The organism is Ochrobactrum sp. WV_118_8 (assembly GCF_039631535.1).
In the GTDB taxonomy this organism is placed as follows: Bacteria; Pseudomonadota; Alphaproteobacteria; order Rhizobiales; family Rhizobiaceae; genus Brucella; species Brucella anthropi.
Genome location: NZ_JBDIUZ010000002.1, coordinates 707541 through 733795 on the forward strand (window position 1 = coordinate 707541; position 26255 = coordinate 733795).

A 26255-nucleotide genomic window follows, 5' to 3' on the forward strand; every position below is an offset into this window, starting at 1 on the left:
GAGGGTATTCGCCTGTGAAGCCCCGGCCGGAGATGGCGGGCAAGTGGATCAAAGAAAACAGGGGGCTGTAGAGCACAGCCGGTCGGTCCCGGACCTCCGCGCCAGATATTGCCTGGCAAAGCAGCCATTCAGGCAAAGCGGGAGACCGGGCCAATAATTCGTATGGCCGTCATGATAAGCCGAAAATCCGTCATCATGGGCACGCTTTTAGCAATGAGCTTCGCAGGAATAAAGAGGCCAGAGGGGCAAAGACGCAATAAAACTGCATCCCTGCCCCTGAAAGTGTTCACATTGATACCGTTGAGGTCAGTCCAGCGAGAAATCGAAACGGTAAGTCGCAGAAACGCCGACCATGAACTGGTCCGGGGAGCCGCGTTCCTTCACGATGCTTGAATCCTTTGCCGAACCTTGCAGACGACTGTACTCACCAAACAGGCTCGTATCGATCTTGTCGGTTGCCTTCCAGGTAATTGCGCCACCAACACCAGCTGACTTGAAGCCACCGCCCGGACTATATTCGGAAAGTCCCGACGCAACCGCTTCCTCGGCATCGACGCCGAAATAGGTTTTGAAGTAATCCTTTGAGGCGAAAGTCGCACGCGGACCACCCGACACACGAACAGTCGGCGTAACATCATAGAACGCATCGGCAGCAATATCGGCTACGACGCCATTATGCGCACGGATACCGTGACGCACTTCGCCACGCACACGCATCCAGTCGGTGGGGTAGACGTCGACAAAAGCGCCCGCTTCACCGCCAAACTTTGTGTCTTTCAGGCCATGAATGTCGTCATCCCGCTCAAAAAGAAGTTTGCCAGCGAGACCCACACGGAAGCGGTCATTGTCGATCAACGCGAAGGACACATTGTCATTTCGCGATGAGAAGCGCGTCGCCTGCCCCTGTCGGCCAAGCGAGATCAACGGCTGGGCAGAAAAGCGATATTTGTTCGAGCCTTCGAACTTTGGAGCGACGAGTCCTGCCGCGCCGACCTTTAGATACCAATCGCCGGACCAGAAATGCTTGCGAGCGGGCTGAACGGTTTCCGCCGCATAAATATCGGTTTGCTGTACATCGGCGGAGAAAGCGAGCGAACTACTCGTTAGGAATGCGGCACCTGCAACGAGCGCCAGAGGAACAATACGTGCCACATTAAACTCCAACAAAAAGCGCCCCAACAAGTTTTGAGGCATTTATCACTTTTTGTCGAGAATAAGTAAAATTTGATTTAAATCTTAAGTGGAAAACGAAACCAAGACTTCGCCTCACTCAAAAGAAAGCAAGCGATCCAGTTCTGACAGTGGCTTCGCACTTGCAAGCAGGGCTCGTGCCTCTGCGTCATCGCGCTTCATCTGATCGATAAGCGGATCAAGGCCATCAAACTTGATTTCCCCGCGCAGAAAGCCGAAGAAAGATACACAAGCGATCTCGCCATAAAGGTTGCCCGAAAAATCAAAAAGAAATGTTTCAAGAAGAGGCGTACCGTCACTGTCGACGGTTGGCCGACGACCGAAACTTGCAACCCCGTCATAAAGGTCACCGTTCTCGCGCCGGAACCTGACAGCATAGATTCCGTGCTTCAAGCCCGCCTGCGCGTCGATTTGCATGTTCGCGGTCGGAAATCCAAGCGTACGTCCGAGCTTCTTGCCGTGAATAACTTTACCGCAAGCCATATAGCGATAACCAAGAAGTCCTGCTGCTTGAACGACGTCCCCTTCGCAAAGCAGATTTCTTATGCGGGTCGATGAGACGAGGTTATCGCCTTCGTCTGAAAAGGCGTCAACAAGTGTAACCGTGAAACCGGCTTTTTCTCCAGCTTTCTGAAGAAATTCCGGTGTTCCGCGCCGGCCCTTGCCGAAATGAAAATCATAACCGGTGACCACACAGCTTGCGTGCAATCTTTCAACCAGAATGTGTTCAACGAAGTCCTCCGCAGAGCGAGACGAGAACTCACCGGTAAATGGTTGCTCGACGACCGCATCAAAACCCATCAGACGCAGAATCTCAGCCTTCTTTGCTGCTGCGGTCAAACGATCGATTGGCGCATCTGGCTTGAAGAAGCTACGCGGGTGCGGTTCAAAAGTCAGGACTACTGCTGGCAGACCGCTTTTTTCAGCAATCTCCAGCGCACGCTCCAGCACAGCCTGATGGCCGCGATGGACACCATCGAAATTACCGATTGCCACGACACAATTCTGCAGGCGTTCCGGCAAAGAATCCGTTCCAGAAAGGCGCTGAAAGCTGGATGGGGTCATTGTGATCCGAACTTCGTTGGTCGTAACGAGATTGCTCACCCTCAAACAAGAGCATTAAGCGCAGCAACCGGACGATTGCCATGCTTCTGGAGAAACGCTTCCATTCGGGCGATGTCAACAGTACCATCGGTCGTATAGTCCGCAGCATGGACTCCGCCGGAGATGTAGAGCACATCCAGTCCGAAATCGGCAGCTCCCTTCACATCGGTCAAGACACCGTCTCCGATACCGAGAATCCGGCTTTTCTCGACTGTCTCACCGCGGATCTCTTCAGCGAACCTCAGTGCTGCCTCGTAAATCGGGCGATGCGGCTTTCCTGCTATAAGGGTGCGTCCGCCGAGCTGGCCATATTCGCGTGCAAGGGCACCTGCGCACCAGATCAGCCGCGTACCGCGCTCAACCATAATGTCCGGATTCGCACAGATGAACGGAAGATTGCGCGAACGCAGCCGGACCAGCAATTCCTTATAATCGTCCGGTGTTTCACTTTCATCATCATAAAGTCCGGTACAGACGACCCCCGAAGCTTCGAATTCTTCGACCAATTCAACATCGAGACCGTCATAGATGGTCAACTCGCGCTCACAGCCGATGTGAAACACCTTGCGCGGACCTTCGGCGATCAGATCACGGGTTACATCGCCGGACGTGACCACACGATCATAGGCATCGGCGGGAACGCCAAGACCCAACATCTGCTTTTCGACATCAGGATGAGGCCTTGGAGAATTCGTCACCAGAATGACCGTAACACCCTTGGCGCGCGCGCGCTTTAGCGCCTCGATTGCAGCCGGATACGCGGCTTCACCGTTATGCACCACGCCCCATACATCACAGAAGAGCACATCGTACTGGTCGGTCAGATCGTCGAGGCGTTCGAGCTGCTTCATGGTTTCCTCTTGATAATCCATCGGTAAGGCGAGAACCGCTATAGGGTGTCTTTAAGACTGCCGAAAAGGCAGCCAGCGCTCCATCTAACGCAGCCAATCACATCTGTCACGGTCTTTGGCCTGGATATCCGACCAGCAAAGCGCGTCCAATTATCCCATAGGTGATTTCACCGATCATTTACCGTGCTTCGTGACTGACTGTTAGAAAGATGCTGGTAGGAGCGGATACAACCTTTCATTTCATGTGTCGCAGACACAACCGTCGGCGGGGGCTACATTGAAAAACTGGATCACTCAAACCAGCAGGCTTGCGCTGCGTAGTTTTCGTCAATTGACTCAACCCATGAGCCTGCGCTTTGCCAAAGACGAGCGCGGTAATTTTGCGATGATAATGGCTTTGGTGCTGGTGCCCCTGTTGCTTGCCGGCATGGTTGCAGTCGACTCCGCCAATCTCATGCGCGTGCGCAACAATGTGCAGGCTTCGCTCGATGCTGCGGCACTTGCTGTGGGTAGGAGATTTTCCACTGGCGAAAGTCAAACTGTCGTGCAGGTCTATGGTGCGCAAGTTTTTACCGCTAACCTTACCGCACTGAGCGCAGATGCGGTCAATTTCGACGTCGCTTTTCCCAAAGATAAAACAACTGATCAACAGATACAGGCGACCGCTGGATTCACTTATAAGTCCCTGTTTGGTGTCATTGCTTCTCGCCTTACAGGAGATGATTGGGATCAAAACCAATATACGCTCAGCTCTTCGGTCAGGCTTAAGAACACTATTGAAGTCGCTCTCGTTCTCGACAATTCCCGCTCCATGGATGAAACTAGAAGCGGGTCGACAAAAAAGCGCATCGACCTTCTGAAAGAAGCCGCCTCACAGCTCGTGGAGACAATGGCCGCGCAATCCACGCTCATAACGCACGTTGAAAACCCTGTGCAATTTTCACTCGTTCCCTTTGCTGGTTCAGTAAATATCGGCCCGCAATATTTGAACGCAGCCTGGATGGATCCGGAAGGCAGGTCTCCCGTCAATCTCGAAAACTTTACGCTGCCTGTCACCATCGACAGTACACGCAAGATAGAAGAAAAGCCGGTAGGCAGCGGGCGATATTACAAATCCGGAACCGGCTGGGGGGAACGCAATAACAAACCTTATTCGCGTGCAGAACTTTATGCCGACCTTTCCCTGCGATCGAAAGAGACTTGGCTCCCTTGGCAGGGTTGTGTCGAATCTCGTCCGGGCACCTATGCGCTGGATGTAACGCCTCCTTCTGACAACAACCCAGACACATTATTTGTCCCCATGTTCGGCCCGGCCGAGTATTACAATACCGATAGCAGGGGAAACGTCACTTCCACCGTTTTGAACAGCTGGTGGCAAGACGACACATCCTTGGCTTACTCGCCCCGGCAAAGCGACCTCAAGAAATACTATCTGCGCGATTCCCTCGACAAGATTTACCGAGGCGGCAGATCGAATGGCGGCGGCCCCAACTATAGCTGCACATCATCACCTCTCACCCCATTGACGGACGTCACTACCGAACAGGGGATGAAAACAATTCAAACCGCAATCAAGGCGATGGTACCAAGCGGCGGTACGAATGTTCCCGAGGCTATGGCCTGGGGCTGGCGAACGATCGTCCGAGGAGCACCGTTTACAGAAGCCCGGCCTTCGACCGAACGCGGCAATGATAAAGTTGTGATCGTGCTGACCGACGGCGCCAACACCTATTATAAATATGACGGACTGGCTGGCTCGGGTCCCGACAGAGCTGCAAACTTTTCCTACTATTCAGCGCACGGCTACACTGCTCGCATAACCAAACACTACAGCCAGGCCCGTTTATTTCAGGAAAGCGGCGTTTCGGTTTCGCAAAATAACAGTACATATACGAAGGCCATGAATGCGCGTTTTGCAAAGCTCTGCGACAACGCCAAGTCAGCCAGTATCATCGTTATGACAGTCGCATTGGACCTCAGCGAGACGAACAGCACCGAGAAAGCACAAATAGATCTGTTGAGATCCTGTTCTTCAAACTCGCGCGTTCGCATGGAGAGTGGCAGGCCAGCCAAGCTTTTCTGGAACTCAACCGGCGGTGAACTAAGCGAAACATTCAGGCAGATCGGCGACGAACTCTCCAATTTGCGCATTGTGGATTGATATTGCCAACGACATCACCATATGCCGGATCGGACATAGTCAACCCGTGGCCGCTCCGCGTTAAGGATGGTGCAAATTAACCATCATTCATCTGTCAAATTTCTCAGGCAATCTTGACAAGATAAGGTCCGGCTTCTATCTCAGAGCCACGTTAGCACTCTCGCATGATGAGTGCTAACAAGCGCGGATCGGCTCGATCCGTTAACAGGGTTCAACGTCTATAACACCAAGGGTTATACCATGGCTGATATCAAGTTCCGCCCGCTTCATGACCGCGTCGTCGTTCGTCGCGTTGAATCGGAAGCCAAGACCGCTGGCGGCATCATCATCCCTGACACCGCCAAGGAAAAGCCGCAGGAAGGCGAAATCGTCGCTGTTGGCGCAGGCGCTCGTGACGAAGCTGGCAAGCTGATCGCTCTGGAAGTCAAGGCTGGCGACAAGGTTCTGTTCGGCAAGTGGTCGGGAACCGAAGTCAAGATCGGCGGCGAAGACCTGCTGATCATGAAGGAATCCGACATTTTGGGTATTGTCGGCTAACGCCTCCGACTCGGTATCGTCGGCTAATATGGCCTACATACGGGTCGATCATATACCACAAACCAATTCACCATAATCTGACCGGGACAATTCCCAGGAGAGTAAAATGGCTGCAAAAGACGTAAAATTCGGTCGCTCTGCGCGCGAAAAGATGCTGCGCGGCGTCGATATCCTTGCTGACGCTGTAAAGGTAACGCTCGGCCCGAAGGGTCGTAACGTTGTCATCGACAAGTCCTTTGGCGCTCCGCGCATCACCAAGGACGGCGTATCGGTCGCCAAGGAAATCGAACTGGAAGACAAGTTCGAAAACATGGGCGCACAGATGCTGCGCGAAGTGGCTTCGAAGACCAACGACACTGCCGGTGACGGCACGACGACCGCTACCGTTCTCGGTCAGGCAATCGTTCAGGAAGGCGCAAAGGCTGTTGCCGCCGGCATGAACCCGATGGACCTGAAGCGCGGTATCGACCTCGCAGTAACCGAAGTTGTTGCTGAACTTCTCGGCAAGGCCAAGAAGATCAACACGTCGGAAGAAGTTGCTCAGGTTGGCACCATCTCCGCTAACGGTGAAGCCGAAATCGGCAAGATGATCGCTGATGCGATGCAGAAGGTCGGCAATGAAGGCGTGATCACGGTTGAAGAAGCCAAGACCGCTGAAACCGAACTCGAAGTCGTCGAAGGCATGCAGTTCGACCGCGGTTACCTGTCGCCTTACTTCGTCACCAACCCTGAAAAGATGGTTGCTGACCTCGAAGACGCCTACATCCTTCTGCACGAAAAGAAGCTCTCGAACCTCCAGGCTCTTCTGCCGGTTCTGGAAGCTGTCGTTCAGACCTCCAAGCCGCTCGTCATCATCGCTGAAGACGTCGAAGGCGAAGCTCTTGCAACACTCGTCGTCAACAAGCTGCGCGGCGGCCTGAAGATCGCTGCTGTCAAGGCTCCTGGCTTCGGCGATCGCCGCAAAGCCATGCTCGAAGACATCGCGATCCTCACCGGCGGTCAGGTTATCTCCGAAGACCTCGGCATCAAGCTCGAAACCGTTACGCTCGACATGCTCGGCCGTGCAAAGAAGGTTTCGATCTCGAAGGAAAACACCACGATCGTTGACGGTGCAGGCCAGAAGGCTGAAATCGACGCTCGCGTTAGCCAGATCAAACAGCAGATCGAAGAAACCTCTTCGGACTACGACCGTGAAAAGCTTCAGGAACGTCTTGCCAAGCTTGCTGGTGGCGTTGCCGTGATCCGCGTCGGCGGTGCAACGGAAGTTGAAGTGAAGGAAAAGAAGGACCGCGTTGACGACGCCCTGAACGCAACCCGCGCTGCGGTTGAAGAAGGCATCGTTGCTGGTGGCGGCACCGCCCTCCTCCGCGCTTCGGCCAAGATCTCCGCCAAGGGCATCAACGCCGACCAGGAAGCTGGTATCAACATCGTTCGTCGCGCTCTGCAGGCTCCAGCTCGTCAGATCACGACCAATGCCGGTGAAGAAGCTTCGGTTATCGTTGGCAAGATCCTTGAGAATGCCTCTGAAACCTACGGCTACAACACTGCCAATGGTGAATTCGGCGACCTGATCAAGGCTGGCGTTGTCGATCCGGTTAAGGTTGTCCGTACCGCCCTGCAGAATGCTGCATCGGTTGCCGGCCTCCTGATCACGACGGAAGCCATGATCGCTGAACTGCCGAAGAAGGATGCAGCTCCGGCTGGCATGCCTGGCGGCATGGGCGGCATGGGCGGCATGGACTTCTAAGAAGTCTATAAAGCACGCCCATCAGGTAATAAGCTCGCACCGCAAAGCGGTGCGGGTGGCGGCATGGACTTCCAAGAAGTCCGTCAAGCTTACTTTGATGAAAATGCGAGAAAGGTGGCCTTGGGCCGCCTTTCTTTTTACGTTGCATAACCGTTTGTGATTTATGAAAAATTTACTCTGCTCGCGCTTTGCTGCACCGAAGTCGTTATTTTAGAAACTTCTGATTGACTCATAACCACCAATCATGGTCAATCCCGAATGACACAGAGATGGACTTCCTGTTTGCCCCCGCACTTTGGAAGTCCTGTCTCAGGCAACAGGAAAGGCAGGCTTCGGCCTGTCTTTCCACTTGCACTTCCAAAAACTCAGCTTCTATTCTGCGGCGTCAATCTGCGCCTTTCCTGATATCGAGGCGTCATAACGCGCGCGAGCCATCATTACCTTTGCTTCATTGGCTATCGCCCACTCACCCAATGCGCGCACAGGCCGCAAGAGATCGCTCCCCATTTCAGTCAGTTCATATTCGACCTTGGGCGGAATTGTCGGAAAGATCGTACGCGTGACGAAACCATCTCGCTCCAGATTGCGTAACGTCGTCGTCAGCATTTTCTGAGAAATACCATCTACGCTTCGACGCAACTCGTTGAAACGCATTGGATGATTACCGAGATAGCTCACCACAAGCACCGTCCATTTATCGCCCACGCGAGACAGAATATCCGCAACGGTCCTGCATGCACTGGTTTCCTTGAAGTCACCGGGTTTCATAAAAGTGCCTCCTTGTGCGCTAGGTAAGTCACTTATATAGCGTCAGTTTCTAACGGTTACCACTCTAAATAAAGGTGCTATCTATGTCTAAGCTCAAAGTCGCCGTCATCGTCGGCAGTACACGTGAACAGCGTTTTGCTCCAGTCCCTGCTCAGTGGATTGCGAAACTCGTAGCAGAACGCCCGGAACTGGACGTGGAAATTCTCGATGTCGCCGATTATCCGATGGGCTTCTATGGCGACACTTCCACCACGACCGCACAAGCAGAAACTGCTGACAAATGGAAAAACAAGCTGCGCGAGTTCGATGCCTACATCCTGACTGCGGCTGAATACAATCACGCTCCTACTGCTGTTCTGAAAAACGCCATCGACTATGGTGACTGGATTCAGAAGCCAATGGGATTTGTCGGCTATGGTGGCGTCGGTGGTGCTCGCGCTGTCGAACAACTGCGGATGATCGCAGTCGAAATGTCTTCTATGTCAGTCAAAACCGGCGTTCATATACTTTTCCCTGATTATCTCGCCGTCGTCAAAGGCGAGAATAAGCTGGACGACTTCCCTCATCTGGCAGAAGCAGCCAAAAACATGCTGGATCAGTTGGTTTGGTGGGGCAAGGCACTTAAGCCGGCGCGTGCCGTCTGAATAAGACGGCAAGCCGGAACGTTAGAGTTCCGGCTTGCCGCTAGCATTGTATGCCCTATGATTATCCGCAGTCACAATGTAATGGATGATCATATGCGTAAAGAACTTCCTATCGCCACAGTTCCGAAAGACGGTCGTAAGATTACAGTCGTCTGGACCGATGAAGATGACCAGCGCAATGAGTCAATTGCACAGTATCGAACGCTAGCCCAATTGCAGGCCGGTGGCGGTCAGTGGGATGAGACAGATACTGGCTGGTGGACGTTCACCGATAGCAAAACCCAGCGCAAGATCGAACCGACCGCTTGGATTTCCGAAACGGATAACGGTGACGAAGAGGACGGCGCTTGACCGTGGAGGTGCCGGTCAACAAAAATTGACTTTTATAGTCATGTTTTATCAAATGATTGCGTTATAAAAGTTTCACGAAGAAACATTAGCCCGCCAAGCTCCTGGCGGTGCTATATTTGCTTTGGATGGCTCGGTTTCGAGTCCAATTACCCGGAGACCTGAAATGACCGCTACGCGTACCGAAACAGATACGTTCGGACCGATTGATGTTCCTGCAGACCGCTACTGGGGCGCTCAGACGCAACGCTCGTTGCAAAACTTCAAGATCGGCGGGGAGCGCATGCCGCTTCCGTTGGTCCACGCACTGGGTGTCGTCAAGCGCGCGGCAGCGGAAACCAATATTGCGCTTGGCAAACTCGATCCGGTTCTCGGCCAGGTAATTGCAGTGGCGGCGTCCGAAGTCATCGAGGGTAAGCTCGACGAGCACTTCCCGCTGGTCGTCTGGCAGACTGGTTCGGGAACGCAATCGAACATGAATGCCAACGAGGTCATTTCAAACCGGGCTATCGAACTTCTCGGTGGTGAAATGGGGTCCAAGAAGCCGGTCCATCCCAATGACCACGTGAATATGAGCCAGTCGTCCAATGATAGCTTCCCAACGGCAATCCATGTTGCCACGGCAGTCGAGGCCGTCAATCGGCTTTATCCGGCGGTTGAACATCTGACCAAGGCGCTCCAGGCCAAGGAAGAGTCCTTCAAGGATATCATCAAGATCGGTCGTACCCATACGCAGGATGCAACGCCGGTTACACTGGGACAGGAATTCTCCGGGTATCGCGCCGCGTTGGAATATGCGCGCCATCGCATCGAGCAATCGCTCGCAGACGTCTTTCTGCTCGCACAAGGCGGGACTGCAGTCGGCACGGGCCTGAACGCGCCAATCGGTTTCGACACGGGCTTTGCTGAAGCCGTGAGCGAAATTACCGGCCTCCCTTTCAAGACTGCGCCCAACAAATTTGAGGCTCTTGCCAGCCACGGCGCTATCCTCAATTTCCATGGCAGCCTGAATGCTTTGGCGGCGGATCTTTTCAAGATCGCGAATGACATTCGTTTCCTCGGTTCGGGTCCGCGTTCCGGGCTTGGTGAACTGTCACTGCCGGAAAACGAACCCGGCTCCTCAATCATGCCGGGCAAGGTCAATCCGACCCAGGCAGAAGCTTTGACTATGGTCACAACACAGGTGTTTGGCAACCAGACCACAATTACGGTCGCCGCAAGCCAGGGTCACTTCGAGCTTAACGTGTTCAAACCGGTAATCGCATATAATGTCCTGCAATCGATCCGCATTCTCAGTGATGCCATGGTGTCGTTTGCCGATCATTGTGTGGAGGGAATCGAACCGAACCTGAACCGTATCAAGGAACTGCTGGACCGCTCGCTGATGCTTGTGACCGCGCTGGCTCCGGCGATCGGTTATGACAATGCAGCCAAGATCGCCAAGACTGCGCACAAGAATGGAACGACCTTACGTGAAGAAGCATTGGCGAGCGGATTGGTGTCGGCAGAAGACTATGAGCGGCTGGTGCGGGCAGAGAGAATGATTGCACCAGAGTGAATTGGTATTCATACTGTAAACAAACTGTCGAGGATTAGACGGCTTTCCTTGACAGTCTGCAGTCGTTAATTGATGCCTCAGTTCAACAGGAGATAGCCCCGCATGTCCTCTATCACTCCACAGTCCAATGGCGCTGTAACGCTCATCGCCCGTATCTTTCTTTCGATCCTCTTCATTCTTGCCGGCTATGGCAAGCTGACGGCCATCTCGGGCACTGCAGGTTACTTCGCTGGTCTCGGCCTTCCGGTTCCAACCGTTACGGCTGTCATTGTCGGTCTGGTGGAATTTGTCGGCGGTCTCGCAATTCTCGTCGGCTTTCAGACCCGCATCGCGGCAGCCATTGTCGGTCTGTTCACCATCGGCGCAACGCTTGTTGCCCATATGGACTTCTCGCAAGGCATGAACGCCATGATGGCGCAGAAAAACCTCGCAATTGCGGGTGGTCTCTTTATCCTCGCCCTGCATGGTGCAGGTTCGCTTTCGATTGACGCCAAGCGCGGCTGAGCAGACATCACCAACACAACATAAAGAAACCGCGCTATTCAGATGGCGCGGTTTTTTAATTTCCAGCGTCTTGCTGCCAATGGTTAAAAAGGAGGATTCTCCTCGAATTGAGGTAAGTCATCCAGAATGTCATACCATGGAGCTTTCGAGCCGACGAAAATATGAGCAGACGGCTTCAGCTTTGGCTCCTCAGCCAACACACCATAATTGACGTGAACATATTCGCCTCCGCGAACGATGGAATATAGAAAAGAACCACAAGAAGCGCATCGCACATCGTGATCGATCTCGTTGCCGACAAGCATGAGCGACGATTTACTATTCGTCTCTTCGAGTGCGTGGGTTTTTATTCCACCGAAAGCCTTGAATGCACTGCCAGTGGCACGACGACATAATGAGCAATGGCAGTTCAGGGCATATTCGAATTCATCCGTCACTGTGAAACGGACTGCTTCGCAGGTACAACGTCCAATCAATTTCCGCACACTATTCATCTGAACTGTTCCGAGTTCCAATTGTGAAATGGCAACTCGCAACATAAAAGACAAACTTGAAGTTATCTACCCGCCCAGTCCTTTACGAATACGGGTCGCAACTTCTGTGACACGTGCATTCTCGCGACTGCGGCGCGCTGAAACAAGGCAAGCCTGCGAGCGCAGAATAACGCCGTCTTCCAGAACCTTTAGGCGGTTAGCCCGCAGTGTTGAACCCGTCGATGTAATATCGACGATCATGTCTGCAGAACCTGCAGCCGGAGCGCCTTCAGTAGCCCCCAAGCTTTCAACGATGCGGTAAACCTGAATGCCATGCTTCTGCGAAAAGAATTGCTGTGTCAGTCGCCAGTATTTGGTGGCGATGCGCAGACGGCGACCATGACGCTGGCGGAAATCTGCCGCCACATCGTCCAAGTCAGCCATGCTGGTCACATCACGCCAGACTTCCGGAACTGCCACCACAACGTCAGCATGACCGAACCCCAGTTCCGCTTCGATGGCCACGCGTTCTTCCGAATGCGCCAATGTTTCGCGAACAAGATCTTCGCCTGTAACGCCCAGATCAACACTGCCGTATCCCAGTTCACGGGCGATTTCGGAAGCCGAAAGGAACAGAATGTCGAGATCAGTTTCGCCCTCAACACGAGCCCGGTAATTACGCGAGTCATCCGGCAGGATCACTTTGTAACCTGCCTTGTCTAGTACTGCGAGCGTCTGTTCCTTCAAGCGCCCTTTGGACGGCAATGCCAGAGTCACACTCATTTTTTCTCTCCCGCCAGCATTTGCAGTCGGTCGAGCCAGATGGAAAAGCCGACGCCGGGAATGTTTTCCGAAGCGCCAAGCATGGTCAGAAGCCGGTCATAACGACCGCCGCCAGCGAGAACGCCTTCCTTTTCAACACCCGGAGCCCGGATTTCATAAACGAGACCGGTATAGTAATCGAGCGGACGCCCGAAGGAGGCATCGTAGATAATATCTTTTGTGGCGATGCCCGCATTCACAATAGCTTCACTGCGCGCCTCAAACTTCTGCAAGACTGCAGCAAGATCAAGGGCGTGTTCCGAAGCAAATGCCCGCAAGGTAACGGCTGCGGAATCAAGCGAGACGCGCGTTTCAAGAAACTGTTTCAGAAGATCAAGCGCGGATGCAGGAAAGCGCGTAACCGCAAGATCTTCCTTCTCGATCAACCGGCGTGCAATCTCGGCCGGCGAACGTCCTGCACTGGGCGAAATGCCAGCTTCGAGCATTTCCGCTTCCAGCATGCGTGCAAGCCCGGATTCATCGCCCTCTGCCACCAGCCCGGCAAGCGTTTCCGGCAACGGATCACGCCGTTGTGCGCCAGTCAGTTCAGCAAGTACCTGTTCCATGGAATTCGCATCGCCGAAAGAACGCAGAAGCTTCTTGCGCCAACCTTGTGGCAGGCCCAGCGCCTTCAGCATACCCGCAAAAACCGACTGGTCTCCCAGAACAATCTCAAGCTCTGCTTCAGGAGCCGCCGCGCGAACACAGGAAAGCGCATCAGCAATCGAGCGCGCATCCGATGCGGCTTCGTCGGAAGCACCCAAGTCTTCGATACCGGCCTGAAGGAATTCAGCCGCACCGTCACGATGCTGACGGAACACTTCGCCCAGATAGGCATAGCGCTTCGGCGTGGCAGCATTCAGGGCGATGTGGTTGCGGCAGACGGGAATGGTAAATTCCGGCCGCAAGCACAAACTATCGCCGTTCTCGTTTTCAGTGAGAAAAATACGACGGCGTAAATCCTCGCCCGCCATATCCAGAAATGGATCAGCCGGCTGAATCAGCGGAATTTCGACAAGTTCGGCTTCGCGCGCACCAAGCGTCGCACGAAGAGAATTGAAAACACCAGACGAGCTCGATCCAGCCATGGTTTCCGTCACTTCGACTGTTCTGCGCGATCTCGCGCCTGGCTGGCAAGGATTTCACGGACGGCATCGATGAGGCCATTTTCCTTGGCCGTGATCTGAGCCGGGCGGCTTTCGCGCCAGGTTACATTGTCCTCGATCTCCGCAGAAAGGCGCTTGCCCTCGACCAGATCCTTGATCTGCACCTCACCTGCCTCACGCTCCTGCGAGCCCTGAATGATGACGCAAGGCGCTTCACGACGATCAGCATATTTCATCTGCGCCTTCATGCCGGACCCGCCGACATACATTTCAGCGCGAATGCCCGCCTGACGCAGGTCGGAGACCATCTTCTGATAGCGGCCAAGGCTTTCTGTATCCCTGTCCATAACCAGAACCACTACCGGGCCGACAACATCGGAAACATCAAGTTTGCCGAGGTTCTTCAAAGCCGTCATCAAGCGCGAAACACCAATAGAAATGCCCGTCGCTGGTACTGGCTCGCCGCGGAAGCGTGACACGAGACCATCATACCGGCCACCACCGCCCACAGAACCAAACACGACCTTCTGACCGTCTTCATTGGTAACGTCGAATTGCAGTTCCGCTTCGAAAACCGGCCCCGTATAATATTCAAGACCACGCACAACGGACGGGTCAATCTTCACACGACCATCGTAGCCACCCGCCGAGAACAGCACCTGCATGTCGGCAAGTTCGGTTACACCTTCCTCACCCTTGGCGTTGCCAGCCACAACTGCACGGAGATTGGCGATCGTTTCGACGCCTGTCGCCCCGCCCGCCGCAGTGAAAGCCAGAACTTTCTCGATTGCATCATCAGTAAGTTCAGCGCCCTTGGTGAAATCGCCGCTTTCATCAAGACGGCCCTTGCCGAGCAGAAGGCGAACGCCTTCAGGTCCAAACTTGTCGAGCTTGTCGATGGCACGCAGTACATTGAGGCGCTTGACAGCATTGCCCTCACCTTCAAGACCGATAGCATCCAACACGCCGTCAAGAACCTTGCGGTTATTGACGCGGATCGCATAATCGCCACGACTGATGCCTAGGCGCTCCATCGTGTCGGCCATCATCATGCACATTTCGGCATCGGCCGAGACATTCGGCGCACCGACCGTGTCAGCGTCGAACTGCATGAATTGACGGAAACGACCCGGTCCCGGCTTCTCATTGCGGAACACCCAACCATTACGATAGCTGCGATAAGGCTTTGGCAACGACTCGTAGTTTTCAGCGACGTAACGTGCCAGCGGCGCAGTCAGATCGTAGCGCAGCGACAGCCATTGTTCATCGTCGTCCTGAAACGAGAACACGCCTTCGTTCGGGCGGTCCTGATCCGGCAGAAACTTGCCGAGCGCATCCGTATATTCCACGAGCGGAGTTTCCACCGGCTCGAAGCCATATAGGTCGTAAACTTCACGGATTGTCGCCATCATCTTTTCAGCGGCGCGCAAATCATCCGGCACCCGATCGACAAACCCGCGCGGCAACCGCGCCTTCATCTTGTCCGCTTTATCGGCCATTTTTCCTGCCTGATCGCTGATTTATACACACATGCCGATTGGAACCGGCATCAATTCTGTTGCCGGTTTCCTAACCGATCAAGTCCGTTGCGGCAAGTGCAGGAAGCGTGTTCAGCGTGTCGCAATAGCGACGGCCGCGCCTGCCATCATGCCAGCACTGGTTCTGTTAGCGATCCGCATCATGCGAGGACTGCGCAGAAACCGTCTTGCCTGCGCGGCAAGCACCACCCACGCCGTATCAACTGCAGCGAGAACAGCAAACATGACCACCAGCAATTCAGCCCAACCAACCAGCGAAACATGGGTGATATCAACCACCGTCGGCAGGATGGCGAGGTAGAAAACCATGATTTTCGGATTACCAAGTGTAATCGCCAGCGCGCTAAGGAAGAGCTTCCCAGCCTCACCCTGACGCGGAATGGCATTTTCATCCGCAACTTCATCTACCGGTGCGATCCACATCTTCCACGAAAGATAGATCAGATAGGCTACGCCCACATATTTGAGGATGAGAAACGCAGTGTGAAATGTGTTGGCCAGCGCAGCCAGTCCCCAGACTGCGAGTGAAAGCCAGATAGCATCACCAAGCCACAGACCGAACATGAATGGAAAGACGCCCTTGTGGCCGCGGCTGATGACGCGTGCCACCAGCGCGCCGACATTCGGCCCCGGCGTACCCGCCGCCACAACCAGAATACCGGCAAATGCCAACAACGACACCAAATCCATGATCGTCTCCCATACTCAAAGATGGATGTTTCTCGCAGAAATGATGCGGCTTAGCAATCGTTGCTCTAGCTGGGTCGTTTGAAACTCTGTCGCAATTTTTCAATGTGTGTCCGACAGTGACAACCTTCGATGTGGTCGTTCACCAGCCCCATTGCTTGCATGAAAGCATATACAGTCGTTGGACCAACGAATGACCAGCCGCGCTTCTTCAAATCTTTGGAGATGCGAATTGATGTTTCAGTCTTCGGATTGGCAACAAGAGTTGGATAGTCCACCACGGTAGGGCGATCTTTCACGCCCGGTTCGAATGACCAGAAATAGGCCGCAAGTGAACCCTTTTCGGCAACCAGCTCAATTGCGCGCTTGGCGTTGTTGATCGTGGATTCGATCTTGCCGCGATGGCGCACGATACCCTTATCGGCCAGCAGGCGCGCCACATCTTCTTGATTGTACTGCGCAACACGATGGAAATCGAAGCCATCGAAAGCGGCCCGAAAGTTCTCACGCTTGCGCAAGATCGTGAGCCACGACAAGCCTGACTGGAAGCCCTCAAGGCAGATTTTTTCGAAAAGCCGGAAATCGTCAGAGACAGGAACACCCCATTCCTTGTCATGATAAGCAAGATAATCGGGTAACTCACCCGGCCAGAAGCAACGCGCCATTCCATCGGCGCCGACGATCAGACCGGTTTTTGCCTCAGCGACATCGCTCATTGTTCCGCCTCTCAAGTTTCATCCATAATTAATTATGTCGCGCAACCTGACACTAACCACAACTTTAATTGGAAGGGCCGTCAGGCAAAACACGCGACCAAAATTTACCTTTACGATTCCATTCCGGCACACAATCCCCACACGAGCATGAGGGTCGCTCTCCTGACAGCAGATGTCAGGAGCTGCAACGGGCAACTGCGTCACAAAGATTTTCAGGCGCAAAGATACGGATCTGAATTATGAAACCACGGCATCTTCTTTTAATCGGGTCGCTTGCGGCGATTGCCGTTTCCATCGTCAGCACGGGCATGGCCTTTGCCAATGACCGCTATGCAACACTGCCGCCGGTACGTGTGAGTCCTGATCTTTCCGCGCCATGGGTAGCTCAATTACATGGACAGCCTGCCCGCATAAGGGCCGTACCGCAATCTTTGCAGCCAGCGTCACGTGTTGCCGCCAGACAGAAGCAGAAAGTCAAATCCAGCTATCGTCAGGTTTCGTATCAACGCCCGGCTGCGAATCCGGCAACCACAGTACGAAAGCACCAGATCGATCCCGCTTACCTGCCGCAGACGGTTTCCTATTCCGGCAACGAAAAACCGGGCACAATCGTCATCGATACAGGCAAGCGCTTCCTTTATCTCGTTCAATCCGGCGGTAAAGCGATGCGATATGGCGTCGGCGTCGGGAAACAAGGTTTCAGCTGGAAGGGTGCGCAGCGCATCAGCCGCAAGGCTGAATGGCCAACCTGGACACCGCCGAAGGAAATGATCGCCCGCGAGCGCAAGAAGGGGCGTATCCTCCCGGCGCGTATGGAAGGGGGGATAAATAACCCGCTTGGCGCGCGCGCGCTTTATCTCGGTTCAACACTCTATCGTATCCACGGGACTAACCAGCCTTGGACTATCGGCAAGGCAATGTCGTCCGGCTGCATTCGCATGCGCAATGAAGACGTCACCGATCTTTATGAACGTGTCCCGGTCGGCGCAAAGGTGGTTGTCCGCTAATCGAACCATCTTTTTTATGCCATTTACAACCGCCTTCTCTCGGAGGCGGTCGTATTGTTTTCATAAATCTGAAAAGATCAAAATTTCTGCACAGAAAGAATGATTGCAGACTTGGAAACATGATTGAAAGGGCTTTTCCTTTTCCCCCGAACACCCATATGCTGACAGTGGCAAAGTCCAAAGAGATATGAAAATGGCTGCCAAATGGCAGTTCGTGCTGGAGAAAGAACCGGCATGCAGGTCAATAGCATTCATGCGCATCAAAGGATCCACCTTTGCGCTGAATGCTTCGGAGGGAAAGGATAAATCATGACCGTACCGACGGTTAAACTGAACGACGGCAATCACATTCCGCAGCTCGGTTACGGTGTCTGGCAAGTAGGTAATGACGAAGCAGTGGCCGCTGTCAGCGAAGCGTTGAAAGCAGGATATCGTCACATCGACACCGCTGCCATTTACGGCAATGAAGAAGGCGTCGGCAAGGCGATCAAGAGTTCCGGAATCGAGCGCGGCGACATTTACCTCACCACGAAACTGTGGAACGGTGAACAAGGCTATGAATCGACGCTGAAAGCATTCGACGCCAGCTTGAAAAAGCTTGGCACGGATTATGTGGATCTCTATCTCATCCACTGGCCGATGCCATCGAAAGATCTTTTCATGGAAACATGGCGCGCTTTTCTCAAATTGAAAGAAGAGGGTCGAGCCAAATCCATTGGTGTATCCAACTTCCGTACAGCCGATCTCGAACGCATCATCACGGAAAGCGGCGTAACGCCGGTTCTCAATCAGATTGAGCTGCACCCACAGTTCCAGCAGGACGAGTTGCGTCTGTTCCACAGCAAACACGACATCGCGACGGAAGCGTGGAGCCCACTTGGTCAGGGTAAAATTCTGGAGGATGCCACGCTGAAGGCCATCGCGGAAAAGCATGGCAAGTCGGTCGCACAAATCATCCTGCGCTGGCACATCGAAACGGGCAATATCGTCATTCCCAAGTCCGTTACGCCCGCCCGTATCAAAGAAAATTTCGATATTTTCGATTTCCGTCTCAACGGAACCGATCACGATGCGATTACGAAACTGGACAAGGCAGACGGCCGGATCGGCCCGAATCCGAGTACCTTTTCGGCTGGCTGAGCAGACATCGAAGACAAAACCGGGCAATTGCCCGGTTTTTTTATGCAGCTATTTGTGACAATCCCTGAGGCTTCGGCCCACCATAGGCCCAGTCGATCAGTTCCACCGTGTGCACGATGGGTAGCTTGCTGCCGGTGGCGATCTGGGTCATGCAGCCGATATTACCGGTAGCGATCAGATCGGCGCCTGTCGCCTCAATGTTCTTTACCTTGCGGTCACGCAGCTTGGCGGCAATCTCCGGCTGCATGATGTTATAGGTGCCAGCCGATCCGCAGCACAGATGCCCTTCCAGCGGTTCCTTCACCGTGAAGCCCGCTTTTGACAGCAGGTCTTTCGGCTGCCGCACAATTTTCTGCCCGTGCTGCATCGAGCAGGCCGAGTGATAGGCGACTGTCAGCGTCTGCGGCGCATCGGGTTCCGGCAGATCGATGCCGGTGAGATATTCGGTGATGTCCTTGGCCAACGCTGATACGTGTGCTGCCTTGTCCTTGTAGAATGGATCGAGACGCAGCATGTAGCCGTAGTCTTTGATGGTCGTGCCGCAGCCCGATGCAGTGACAATAATGGCATCAAGACCACCCGCTTCGATCTCACGCGTCCAGACATCGACATTGTGCCGTGCCTGTTCAAGCGCCTGCTCCTCGCGGCCCATATGATGGACCAGCGAACCGCAGCAGCCTTCGCCCTTCGGTGTCACCACTTCGATGCCGAAGCGGTTCAAAAGCCGCAAGGTGGCGGCATTAATGCCCGGATTGAGCACTGGCTGCGCGCAGCCATTGAGGATCGCCACGCGACCACGCTTCTCACCTTTGGCAGCACTAACTGTTTCGATATTGGCAGCCGCTGGCAGACTTTGCGGCGCTAGGTCGAGCATGGCCGCCATCGGTCGCAGGGATTGGCTTTTGCGCAGGAGCGGCGCAAACGGCTTTCCAAGTTTTGCCAGTTTTAGCGCAGCGCGGAAACGGCCCGGATAGGGCAGCACCTGCGCCAAAACCCCACGCAGGAAGCGGTTCATAAATGGGCGCTTATAGGTTTTTTCGATATGCGCCCGTGCATGATCGACCAAATGCATATAGTTGACCCCGGAAGGACATGTCGTCATGCAGGAAAGGCAGGACAGGCAGCGGTCAACATGGCGAACGATTTCCTCATCCGCCGGGCGACCGTTTTCCAGCATATCCTTGATGAGGTAGATGCGGCCACGCGGGCTGTCGAGTTCGTTGCCGAGCGTCACATAGGTCGGGCATGTTGCGGTACAGAAGCCGCAGTGCACGCATTTACGCAGAATTTTCTCGGCTTCGCTGACACCAGGATCGCGTAACTGATCGGGGCTGAAATGGGTCTGCATGGCTTCAAGCTCCAGCCTGACGGGGATGCATACGCCCCGGATTGAGGATATTTTCGGGATCGAATTGTTGCTTCAACCGCTGAGAAAGCGCTGCAAGTGCTGCCGGTTGCGGCTCGAACACTGCATTGCTTGCGCGAATATGTTCCGATGCGCGCACGAGCGTCGCATGGCCACCGCCATATTTGGTAATCAGCTTGCGCAAAGTTTGCGCTTCCGGGTCCGCTTCCATCCGCATCCAGATCAGCCCACCCTGCCAGTCGTAATAGGCATCGACGCCCGCATGACGGCGGAACTCGTCCACCATCTGCCAGCCTTGCATCGGCGTCATCGAAACGCGCCAGACAGCGCGATTGTCGCCTGCATTGGCATAAGGCAGGACATCGCGCACTTCACGCCAGAGCTGCTGCGATTGCCCCCCGTTCAACACTTCCACCGTGCCGGATTGGCGGAGCAGCGCCTGCAATTGCCGACTACGGTGCTCGACCGAAGGTGCAAAGCCTTCGAGCCGTAGAACGGTCGCCGCATCCCAGCCGAGCTTACCGTCAAGGAAGCGATTGGCAACAGTCGGCGGCAGATGCGCGGCGGAAGCGACTTCCTCTCGCGATCCCATAGCCATGGCCATGACGCGCGCCGCCTGTTCGTCGGTCAGACCGCGCACGGCAAGCGTTGCCGCCGTTTCCGGCTTCGGCAGAACCTTGAACGTCACCTCGGTGGCAACGCCCAGTGTGCCCCAGGAATTAGCCATGCCTTTGGACAAATCATAGCCGGTCACGTTCTTGACCACGCGACCACCAGATTTGAACAATTCGCCACGCCCGGACACAACGCGCACCCCAAGCACATGATCGCGGGCAGCACCCGCCTTGAGGCGACGCGGACCGGACAGATTGGCGGCAAGCACTCCGCCGATCGTACCGCGACCGCTCTCACCCGAAAGCAACGGACCGTAATCCATAGGCTCGAAATGAAAGCACTGATTGTTGTCGGCCAGAAGCTTTTCGATCTCGACCATTGGCGTTCCGGCTTTTGCCGAAAGCACCAGTTCGTCCGGCTCATACAAGGTCACGCCCGTAAGCCGCGACACGTCGAGCACGCGACCGGCATCAACCCTGCGTCCGATGCCACGCTTGGAGCCATGGCCGATAATTTCCAGCGGCGTAGAACTGGCCAGTGCATCCTGCACCGCCTCCAGAACGCCAGCCTCATCTTGCGGCTTTAGAATATTTGCATCGCTCATGATCAAAACCACAACTCAGAATCGGGGAATATCCGGGAAGGCCAGCTCGCCGCGATGCACATGCATACGACCAAGCTCGGCGCAGCGGCGTAATTGCGGAAAGACCTTGCCGGGATTAAGAAGGTGCTTGGCATCGAAAGCACATTTGACACGCATCTGCTGGTCAAGATCGATCTCGTTGAACATTTCCGGCATCAGATCGCGCTTTTCGATGCCTACTCCATGTTCGCCAGTGAGAACACCACCGACTTTCACGCAAAGGCGCAAAATGTCCGCGCCAAAATCTTCCGCAGCTTCCAGTTCGCCAGGAATATTCGCATCATAGAGGATAAGCGGATGCAGGTTGCCGTCGCCCGCGTGGAACACATTGGCCACCCGCAATCCGTATTTCTCGGAAAGTTCGCGCATCCCGGACAGAACACGCGGCAGTTCCTTACGCGGAATGGTGCCGTCCATGCACAGATAATCGGGCGAAATGCGCCCCACCGCCGGAAAAGCAGCCTTGCGCCCGGCCCAGAAAGCCAGACGCTGTTCTTCCGATTGCGACAGAATGCAGGTTGTGGAACCGTTTGTAAGCGCCAGTGCTTCGACCCGACCTATCAGATAGTCCACTTCGACGGGCGGCCCATCAAGTTCGACGATCAGCAGCGCTTCGACATCGAGCGGATAACCGACCCGCACGAAATCTTCGGCGGCCTTGATGGCTGGCCTGTCCATCATCTCCATGCCGCCTGGTATGATACCTGCGCCGATGATGTCAGCGACACACTGACCGGCTTGCTCGCTGGAGGGAAAGCCGACCATGACTGCACGCGCCGTTTCCGGTTTTTGCAGGATACGGACCGTAATCTCTGTCACGACACCGAGCAGTCCTTCTGAGCCGGTCATCAGACCGAGAAGATCGTAGCCCTCACTGTCGAGATGCTTACCGCCAAGCCGGATAACTTCTCCGGTGATAAGCACCATTTCGATGCCGAGCACATTATTGGCGGTCAGACCGTATTTAAGGCAATGCACACCACCCGCATTTTCAGCGACGTTGCCACCGATGGAACAGGCAATCTGTGACGAGGGATCAGGCGCATAATAAAACCCCTCGTGTTCAACAGCCTTGGTAATGCCGAGATTGGTCACGCCTGGCTGCACCACAGCGACGCGGTTCGGATAATCGATTTCAAGAATGCGATTGAAGCGCGACATGCCAAGCAAAACTGCATCCTGCAGCGGCATGGAACCGCCGGACAGTGATGTACCCGCTCCCCGTGGCACGACACGAACGTTGTTATCGTGACAATAGCGCAGAACCTGCGAAACCTGATCAACCGTTTCTGGCAGCACAACGACCAACGGCAACGAACGGTGCGCGGTCAGGCCATCGCTCTCGAACACGCGCATTGCATTGATAGCATCCACAACGCCTTCGCCCGGCACGATGTCGCGCAAGTCTGCAACGATCTGCTCGCGCCGCTGCATGACGGACGCGTCCGGCTCCGGCATGATGAGTCCGCTCATATTCTCCTCCACCACTTATGTGGTCAAAGTGCACTCCGCACCATTCTCGTCAAGTGGTAAATCATTTTTACCACTTTAGTCAGCGGCTAAACAGTTTTCACACTGCGGCATAATTGCTTGCCTAGTTTCCTAGCGCTCGGCTAGATGCTTTAAACCCAAAGCTTTAGCAAAGCACGGCAATGAGTGGGATAGCAGAACATGATGAGCAGTCTGGCGGATATGGAAATCTTTGCCCGCGTCGTGGCAACGGGCAGCATGTCAGCAGCCGCTCGCGATCTGGGCCTCTCGCCAGCGGTCGTCTCAAAACGTCTGGGACGGCTGGAAGAGCGCCTCGGAACCCGACTGCTTCAACGAACGACACGCCAGATCGCGTTGACTGAGGCCGGTCAGGGTTATCATGAGCGGGTTCTGGCCATTCTCTCCAACATCGAAGAAGCGGAAGCCTTTGTTGCCCGCCGTTCTGCCGATGCGCGCGGTACATTGAAAATTTCAGCCCCTACGACTTTCGGTCGCATGCACATTGCGCCCTATCTCGTGCCGTTCATGCGCGCCAACGCAGACCTTACCGTCAATATGCAGCTCACCGACGAGATGGTCGACATTGTAGGCGATGGATACGATCTTGCCATTCGGATCGCCGAACTTTCCGATTCAACCCTCGTCGCACGCCGTCTCGCACCCGTGCGTCGTATTCTCGTCGCTTCACCCGGCTATATCGCGGAACGCGGTACACCACAGACGATTGAGGACTTGCAGGACCATATCTGTCTGGCACCGCACAACAACGACCCCTGGCGACTGGAAGGCCCCAAAGGCCCCATCGTCATTCGCCCAGTGGGGCCACTGCAAACCAATTCCAGCGAAATGGTACGCGAGGCAGTCCTGGCAGGCCTCGGCATAGCGCAACGCTCGACCTGGGATATCGGCCCGGAACTTGCAGCAGGCAAGTTGGTGCAAGTTCTGCCCGACTACGCCGCGTCTCGCAACGTTGCAATTCATGCCGTCTATCCATCGAAACAGTTCCTCCCGGCAAAGGTCAGACTGTTCATCGACTATCTGGCAGATCTTTATGGCCCTGTTCCTTACTGGGAAAGCGGCGCATCTCCGCACGAAGTAGCAAAGAAATAGACTGGCTTTCGTTCGTCGGTTAATAAGTCGCGCGCGCTATATTAGTGTGCCAGCACATAAAGCTAACTAAGCTTTTGATTCTAAAAGGCTTAAATATCCCGCAATCCGTTATTCAAGCGAATCGGATGATTTTCTCCCATTGTCCTGATTTTCTGGGAAAAATGATGAACACACCTTTACGTTTTATTCTAGCGATCATCGTCGCCGTTATCGTCGGCTGTGGTTTCATGTTCTATGACAAATCACGTGGCGCCGAGTGGGTCGTTTCTCCACAACAGATCGAACAAGCTAAAGCCGAAGGCAAATCGGGCGTAGAAAGCCGCCCCGGCACTGTGACCGTACTTCCGATCCGCAGCGAAACCGCTGACGCACTCCCGTTTAAATGGGCTATGTACGGCTTTGTCGCAGGTCTTTTCGTACTCGTCGCGACACGCAAGCGCAAAAAAGCCTGATCATTTTTTGATCATGTATTCCGAAAGCCCGGTCGCATCATCGATCGGACTTTCCTTTTCAATATATTCCGTTGCCGGGCATCGACCTAAAGGCTAATTTGCCGCCGTTATGGAGAGGGCTTCAGACGGCATGGCCGAAACAATTTTTTCACGCATACAGGCAAGCCGCACGGCAGACGACGTTGTGCATCAGATCGAAACGCTCATTCTCGAAGGCGTTCTGCGCGGTGGCGACCGGCTTCCCGGCGAGCGTGAACTGGCGCGCCAGTTCGATATATCTCGCCCGATATTGCGCGATGCTCTAAAAAGGCTTGAGACTGCCGAACTCCTCATCTCTCGTCATGGTGGAGGCACATTCGTTGCAGACGTGATCGGACAGGTATTCAGCGCCCCTGTGGTCAAGCTTTTTGCCGATCATCGCAAGGCGACCGCAGACTATCTCGAATATCGCCGGGAAATCGAAAGCATTGCCGCAGAATATGCAGCACTTCGAGCTACACCAGCTGACAAAGCGCTTTTGACCGAGATCATGGAGGCCATGGAAAAGGCTCATGGCGTCAGCGACTTCGACACGGAGGCACGCCTCGATGTGGAATTGCACAATGCTATTGGTGAAGCAGCACACAACATCGTTCTGCTGCACACCCTGCGGTCTTGCTATCAACTTCTGAAGGATGGCGTTTTTTACAATCGCAGCCTAATTTACAGCTATCCTGGCGTCGCCGACATGTTTCTTTCGCAGCACCGCGCCATTTACGATGCCGTCATGGCCGGTAATCCGCAAGCGGCACGCGAAGCGGTGCGAAAACACATTCGTTTCGTGGAACAGGCCACGCATGATCGCGAGCTTCACGAAGAACGCGAACGTGTCTCGCGTCTGCGCTATCGGCAGCGGGCGGGTGCGAAGTCAGGCAAGGACATGAAGGAAAATGACAGCGAATGAACGGCGTAGTTTTCAAGGATGCCAAAGGACCTGACGGTATCCGCCTTTATGCCATCGGCGACGTACATGGCCGCCTCGACTTGTTGCAGGATATGCACGGGCTGATCCGCGCCGACCTTGACCACCGCCCCGCTCACGACTGGCGTATCATTCATCTTGGTGATTATATCGATCGTGGTCCGCGCTCGAAAGAAGTGCTGGATTTTCTGATTGATGTGTCACGTCGGGATAAGCGCGTCATTTCGCTGTTGGGCAATCACGACGACGGTTTTCTTACCTATCTAGCAACGGGAGACGTTGCCGGGATATTCGCACTCCACGGTGGCATTGATACCGCCCGCTCCTACAATGTGGAAGTTGATTTTACTGATGCAGATTCAGCGCGCCTAGGTCATGCCGCGCTCGTCAAGGCCGTTCCCCAAACCCATATCGACTTCATTCGCGCCATGCCGCGCTCGGTCGCTTTTGGCGAATTCTTCTTCTGTCATGCAGGCATAAACCCTGCTGTGCCGCTGGATGCACAAGACCCAGAAGAATTGATCTGGATTCGCACAGCTTTCCTCAAATGGACTGAGCCCTTCGAAAAGGTCATCATCCACGGGCATACACCGCAAAGTGCTATCGATATTCAACCGAACAGGGTCAATCTCGATACATATGCATGGAGAAGTGGGCAGCTTTCAGCCATCGTGATCGACGGCTCTGAAAAGCGTTTTATTGCAGCGAGCTAGTA

At 54.5% G+C, this 26255-nt stretch carries 26 protein-coding genes; 13 read left to right on the forward strand and 13 right to left on the reverse strand.

What is annotated here, in order from left to right; translation table 11 throughout:
• Positions 1-306 precede the first annotated feature (306 nt).
• The 3 genes from ABDF71_RS17360 to ABDF71_RS17370 all read right to left on the reverse strand — a co-directional run bounded on the left by ABDF71_RS17360 (position 307) and on the right by ABDF71_RS17370 (position 3146).
• On the reverse strand, positions 307-1194 hold the full coding sequence (locus ABDF71_RS17360) for a MipA/OmpV family protein (RefSeq protein WP_185757985.1): 888 nt from the start codon (positions 1192-1194) through the stop codon (positions 307-309).
• 72 nt (positions 1195-1266) lie between these two features.
• The gene (locus ABDF71_RS17365; RefSeq protein WP_258124460.1) at positions 1267-2256 is read right to left on the reverse strand and encodes a bifunctional riboflavin kinase/FAD synthetase; all 990 of its coding nucleotides are present in this window, start codon (positions 2254-2256) and stop codon (positions 1267-1269) included.
• Between the two features lie 41 nt (positions 2257-2297).
• Positions 2298-3146, reverse strand: coding sequence for a TIGR01459 family HAD-type hydrolase (locus ABDF71_RS17370; RefSeq protein WP_010660993.1), 849 nt, complete (start codon positions 3144-3146; stop codon positions 2298-2300).
• Positions 3147-3423: 277 nt separating this feature from the next.
• Between ABDF71_RS17370 and ABDF71_RS17375 the strand changes: the two genes are divergently transcribed.
• The 3 genes from ABDF71_RS17375 to groL all read left to right on the forward strand — a co-directional run bounded on the left by ABDF71_RS17375 (position 3424) and on the right by groL (position 7591).
• Positions 3424-5307, forward strand: coding sequence for a pilus assembly protein (locus ABDF71_RS17375; protein ID WP_258124461.1), 1884 nt, complete (start codon positions 3424-3426; stop codon positions 5305-5307).
• Between the two features lie 240 nt (positions 5308-5547).
• Complete coding sequence (groES, locus tag ABDF71_RS17380) at positions 5548-5844, forward strand: co-chaperone GroES (RefSeq protein ID WP_006472506.1); 297 nt, start codon at positions 5548-5550, stop codon at positions 5842-5844.
• Positions 5845-5950: 106 nt separating this feature from the next.
• On the forward strand, positions 5951-7591 hold the full coding sequence (gene groL, locus ABDF71_RS17385) for a chaperonin GroEL (RefSeq protein ID WP_010660991.1): 1641 nt from the start codon (positions 5951-5953) through the stop codon (positions 7589-7591).
• A gap of 372 nt (positions 7592-7963) precedes the next feature.
• On the opposite strand, the gene ABDF71_RS17390 is transcribed toward groL, so the two are convergent.
• The gene (locus tag ABDF71_RS17390; protein WP_010660990.1) at positions 7964-8359 is read right to left on the reverse strand and encodes a winged helix-turn-helix transcriptional regulator; all 396 of its coding nucleotides are present in this window, start codon (positions 8357-8359) and stop codon (positions 7964-7966) included.
• Between the two features lie 83 nt (positions 8360-8442).
• Between ABDF71_RS17390 and ABDF71_RS17395 the strand changes: the two genes are divergently transcribed.
• From ABDF71_RS17395 to ABDF71_RS17410, 4 genes are all read left to right on the forward strand, one after another.
• Positions 8443-9003 carry an NADPH-dependent FMN reductase gene (locus ABDF71_RS17395; RefSeq protein ID WP_258124462.1) on the forward strand — a complete coding sequence of 187 codons (561 nt, stop codon included), beginning with the start codon at positions 8443-8445 and terminating at the stop codon, positions 9001-9003.
• 93 nt (positions 9004-9096) lie between these two features.
• Positions 9097-9354 (forward strand): hypothetical protein, encoded by a 258-nt coding sequence (locus ABDF71_RS17400; RefSeq protein ID WP_258124463.1) that lies wholly within the window; start codon positions 9097-9099, stop codon positions 9352-9354.
• A 163-nt stretch (positions 9355-9517) separates the two neighbouring features.
• On the forward strand, positions 9518-10909 hold the full coding sequence (gene fumC, locus ABDF71_RS17405; protein ID WP_010660987.1) for a class II fumarate hydratase: 1392 nt from the start codon (positions 9518-9520) through the stop codon (positions 10907-10909).
• A gap of 102 nt (positions 10910-11011) precedes the next feature.
• The gene (locus ABDF71_RS17410) at positions 11012-11413 is read left to right on the forward strand and encodes a DoxX family protein (RefSeq protein WP_010660986.1); all 402 of its coding nucleotides are present in this window, start codon (positions 11012-11014) and stop codon (positions 11411-11413) included.
• Positions 11414-11496: 83 nt separating this feature from the next.
• Here the strand turns inward: ABDF71_RS17410 and ABDF71_RS17415 are convergent, their stop codons facing one another.
• From ABDF71_RS17415 to ABDF71_RS17440, 6 genes are all read right to left on the reverse strand, one after another.
• A complete protein-coding gene (locus ABDF71_RS17415; protein ID WP_308669810.1) occupies positions 11497-11850 on the reverse strand; it encodes a GFA family protein in 354 nt (117 codons plus the stop codon).
• A 123-nt stretch (positions 11851-11973) separates the two neighbouring features.
• On the reverse strand, positions 11974-12669 hold the full coding sequence (gene hisG / locus ABDF71_RS17420) for an ATP phosphoribosyltransferase (RefSeq protein WP_010660984.1): 696 nt from the start codon (positions 12667-12669) through the stop codon (positions 11974-11976).
• Positions 12666-13796 carry an ATP phosphoribosyltransferase regulatory subunit gene (locus tag ABDF71_RS17425; RefSeq protein WP_010660983.1) on the reverse strand — a complete coding sequence of 377 codons (1131 nt, stop codon included), beginning with the start codon at positions 13794-13796 and terminating at the stop codon, positions 12666-12668. The genes hisG and ABDF71_RS17425 overlap by 4 nt, the downstream gene beginning before the upstream one ends.
• Before the next feature lie 8 nt (positions 13797-13804).
• The gene (hisS, locus tag ABDF71_RS17430; protein WP_036581527.1) at positions 13805-15313 is read right to left on the reverse strand and encodes a histidine--tRNA ligase; all 1509 of its coding nucleotides are present in this window, start codon (positions 15311-15313) and stop codon (positions 13805-13807) included.
• A gap of 111 nt (positions 15314-15424) precedes the next feature.
• Entirely contained in the window at positions 15425-16042 is a 618-nt protein-coding gene (locus tag ABDF71_RS17435; protein WP_011982737.1) for a LysE family translocator, read from the reverse strand.
• Between the two features lie 65 nt (positions 16043-16107).
• Entirely contained in the window at positions 16108-16755 is a 648-nt protein-coding gene (locus ABDF71_RS17440; protein ID WP_258124464.1) for a DNA-3-methyladenine glycosylase I, read from the reverse strand.
• 239 nt (positions 16756-16994) lie between these two features.
• Between ABDF71_RS17440 and ABDF71_RS17445 the strand changes: the two genes are divergently transcribed.
• Together ABDF71_RS17445 and ABDF71_RS17450 are read left to right on the forward strand one after the other, a co-directional pair.
• Positions 16995-17762, forward strand: coding sequence for a L,D-transpeptidase (locus tag ABDF71_RS17445; RefSeq protein WP_258124465.1), 768 nt, complete (start codon positions 16995-16997; stop codon positions 17760-17762).
• A 309-nt stretch (positions 17763-18071) separates the two neighbouring features.
• Complete coding sequence (locus tag ABDF71_RS17450) at positions 18072-18902, forward strand: aldo/keto reductase (protein ID WP_010660978.1); 831 nt, start codon at positions 18072-18074, stop codon at positions 18900-18902.
• A gap of 40 nt (positions 18903-18942) precedes the next feature.
• Here ABDF71_RS17450 and glcF read toward each other — a convergent pair whose 3' ends face one another.
• From glcF to ABDF71_RS17465, 3 genes are read right to left on the reverse strand one after another with little or no spacing between them, the layout of a single operon-like run.
• Complete coding sequence (gene glcF / locus ABDF71_RS17455) at positions 18943-20250, reverse strand: glycolate oxidase subunit GlcF (RefSeq protein ID WP_010660977.1); 1308 nt, start codon at positions 20248-20250, stop codon at positions 18943-18945.
• 4 nt (positions 20251-20254) lie between these two features.
• Complete coding sequence (gene glcE / locus ABDF71_RS17460; protein WP_258124466.1) at positions 20255-21487, reverse strand: glycolate oxidase subunit GlcE; 1233 nt, start codon at positions 21485-21487, stop codon at positions 20255-20257.
• A gap of 15 nt (positions 21488-21502) precedes the next feature.
• Complete coding sequence (locus tag ABDF71_RS17465) at positions 21503-22999, reverse strand: FAD-linked oxidase C-terminal domain-containing protein (RefSeq protein WP_011982731.1); 1497 nt, start codon at positions 22997-22999, stop codon at positions 21503-21505.
• 198 nt (positions 23000-23197) lie between these two features.
• Here ABDF71_RS17465 and ABDF71_RS17470 point away from each other — a divergent pair, with 198 nt between their 5' ends.
• From ABDF71_RS17470 to ABDF71_RS17485, 4 genes are all read left to right on the forward strand, one after another.
• The gene (locus ABDF71_RS17470) at positions 23198-24127 is read left to right on the forward strand and encodes a LysR family transcriptional regulator (RefSeq protein ID WP_010660974.1); all 930 of its coding nucleotides are present in this window, start codon (positions 23198-23200) and stop codon (positions 24125-24127) included.
• A 164-nt stretch (positions 24128-24291) separates the two neighbouring features.
• Complete coding sequence (locus tag ABDF71_RS17475) at positions 24292-24579, forward strand: hypothetical protein (protein WP_010660973.1); 288 nt, start codon at positions 24292-24294, stop codon at positions 24577-24579.
• A gap of 130 nt (positions 24580-24709) precedes the next feature.
• Entirely contained in the window at positions 24710-25522 is an 813-nt protein-coding gene (locus tag ABDF71_RS17480; RefSeq protein ID WP_011982730.1) for an FCD domain-containing protein, read from the forward strand.
• Positions 25519-26253, forward strand: coding sequence for a metallophosphoesterase (locus ABDF71_RS17485; protein WP_151663492.1), 735 nt, complete (start codon positions 25519-25521; stop codon positions 26251-26253). The genes ABDF71_RS17480 and ABDF71_RS17485 overlap by 4 nt, the downstream gene beginning before the upstream one ends.
• Positions 26254-26255 lie beyond the last annotated feature (2 nt).

What these genes read in the sequence shown, in the direction of transcription:
- glcE (WP_258124466.1), bottom strand. Translation starts at nt 21,487, where the DNA reads ATGAGCGATGCAAATATTCTAAAGCCGCAAGATGAGGCTGGCGTTCTG.
- ABDF71_RS17435 (WP_011982737.1), bottom strand. Translation starts at nt 16,042, where the DNA reads ATGGATTTGGTGTCGTTGTTGGCATTTGCCGGTATTCTGGTTGTGGCG.
- ABDF71_RS17425 (WP_010660983.1), bottom strand. Translation starts at nt 13,796, where the DNA reads ATGGCTGGATCGAGCTCGTCTGGTGTTTTCAATTCTCTTCGTGCGACG.
- ABDF71_RS17400 (WP_258124463.1), top strand. Translation starts at nt 9,097, where the DNA reads ATGCGTAAAGAACTTCCTATCGCCACAGTTCCGAAAGACGGTCGTAAG.
- ABDF71_RS17485 (WP_151663492.1), top strand. Translation starts at nt 25,519, where the DNA reads ATGAACGGCGTAGTTTTCAAGGATGCCAAAGGACCTGACGGTATCCGC.
- ABDF71_RS17480 (WP_011982730.1), top strand. Translation starts at nt 24,710, where the DNA reads ATGGCCGAAACAATTTTTTCACGCATACAGGCAAGCCGCACGGCAGAC.
- ABDF71_RS17360 (WP_185757985.1), bottom strand. Translation starts at nt 1,194, where the DNA reads ATGCCTCAAAACTTGTTGGGGCGCTTTTTGTTGGAGTTTAATGTGGCA.
- hisG (WP_010660984.1), bottom strand. Translation starts at nt 12,669, where the DNA reads ATGAGTGTGACTCTGGCATTGCCGTCCAAAGGGCGCTTGAAGGAACAG.
- ABDF71_RS17395 (WP_258124462.1), top strand. Translation starts at nt 8,443, where the DNA reads ATGTCTAAGCTCAAAGTCGCCGTCATCGTCGGCAGTACACGTGAACAG.
- ABDF71_RS17465 (WP_011982731.1), bottom strand. Translation starts at nt 22,999, where the DNA reads ATGAGCGGACTCATCATGCCGGAGCCGGACGCGTCCGTCATGCAGCGG.
- groES (WP_006472506.1), top strand. Translation starts at nt 5,548, where the DNA reads ATGGCTGATATCAAGTTCCGCCCGCTTCATGACCGCGTCGTCGTTCGT.
- ABDF71_RS17390 (WP_010660990.1), bottom strand. Translation starts at nt 8,359, where the DNA reads ATGAAACCCGGTGACTTCAAGGAAACCAGTGCATGCAGGACCGTTGCG.
- ABDF71_RS17440 (WP_258124464.1), bottom strand. Translation starts at nt 16,755, where the DNA reads ATGAGCGATGTCGCTGAGGCAAAAACCGGTCTGATCGTCGGCGCCGAT.
- ABDF71_RS17470 (WP_010660974.1), top strand. Translation starts at nt 23,198, where the DNA reads ATGATGAGCAGTCTGGCGGATATGGAAATCTTTGCCCGCGTCGTGGCA.
- ABDF71_RS17410 (WP_010660986.1), top strand. Translation starts at nt 11,012, where the DNA reads ATGTCCTCTATCACTCCACAGTCCAATGGCGCTGTAACGCTCATCGCC.
- ABDF71_RS17450 (WP_010660978.1), top strand. Translation starts at nt 18,072, where the DNA reads ATGACCGTACCGACGGTTAAACTGAACGACGGCAATCACATTCCGCAG.
- glcF (WP_010660977.1), bottom strand. Translation starts at nt 20,250, where the DNA reads ATGCAGACCCATTTCAGCCCCGATCAGTTACGCGATCCTGGTGTCAGC.
- ABDF71_RS17370 (WP_010660993.1), bottom strand. Translation starts at nt 3,146, where the DNA reads ATGAAGCAGCTCGAACGCCTCGACGATCTGACCGACCAGTACGATGTG.
- ABDF71_RS17445 (WP_258124465.1), top strand. Translation starts at nt 16,995, where the DNA reads ATGAAACCACGGCATCTTCTTTTAATCGGGTCGCTTGCGGCGATTGCC.
- ABDF71_RS17365 (WP_258124460.1), bottom strand. Translation starts at nt 2,256, where the DNA reads ATGACCCCATCCAGCTTTCAGCGCCTTTCTGGAACGGATTCTTTGCCG.
- fumC (WP_010660987.1), top strand. Translation starts at nt 9,518, where the DNA reads ATGACCGCTACGCGTACCGAAACAGATACGTTCGGACCGATTGATGTT.
- hisS (WP_036581527.1), bottom strand. Translation starts at nt 15,313, where the DNA reads ATGGCCGATAAAGCGGACAAGATGAAGGCGCGGTTGCCGCGCGGGTTT.
- ABDF71_RS17475 (WP_010660973.1), top strand. Translation starts at nt 24,292, where the DNA reads ATGAACACACCTTTACGTTTTATTCTAGCGATCATCGTCGCCGTTATC.
- groL (WP_010660991.1), top strand. Translation starts at nt 5,951, where the DNA reads ATGGCTGCAAAAGACGTAAAATTCGGTCGCTCTGCGCGCGAAAAGATG.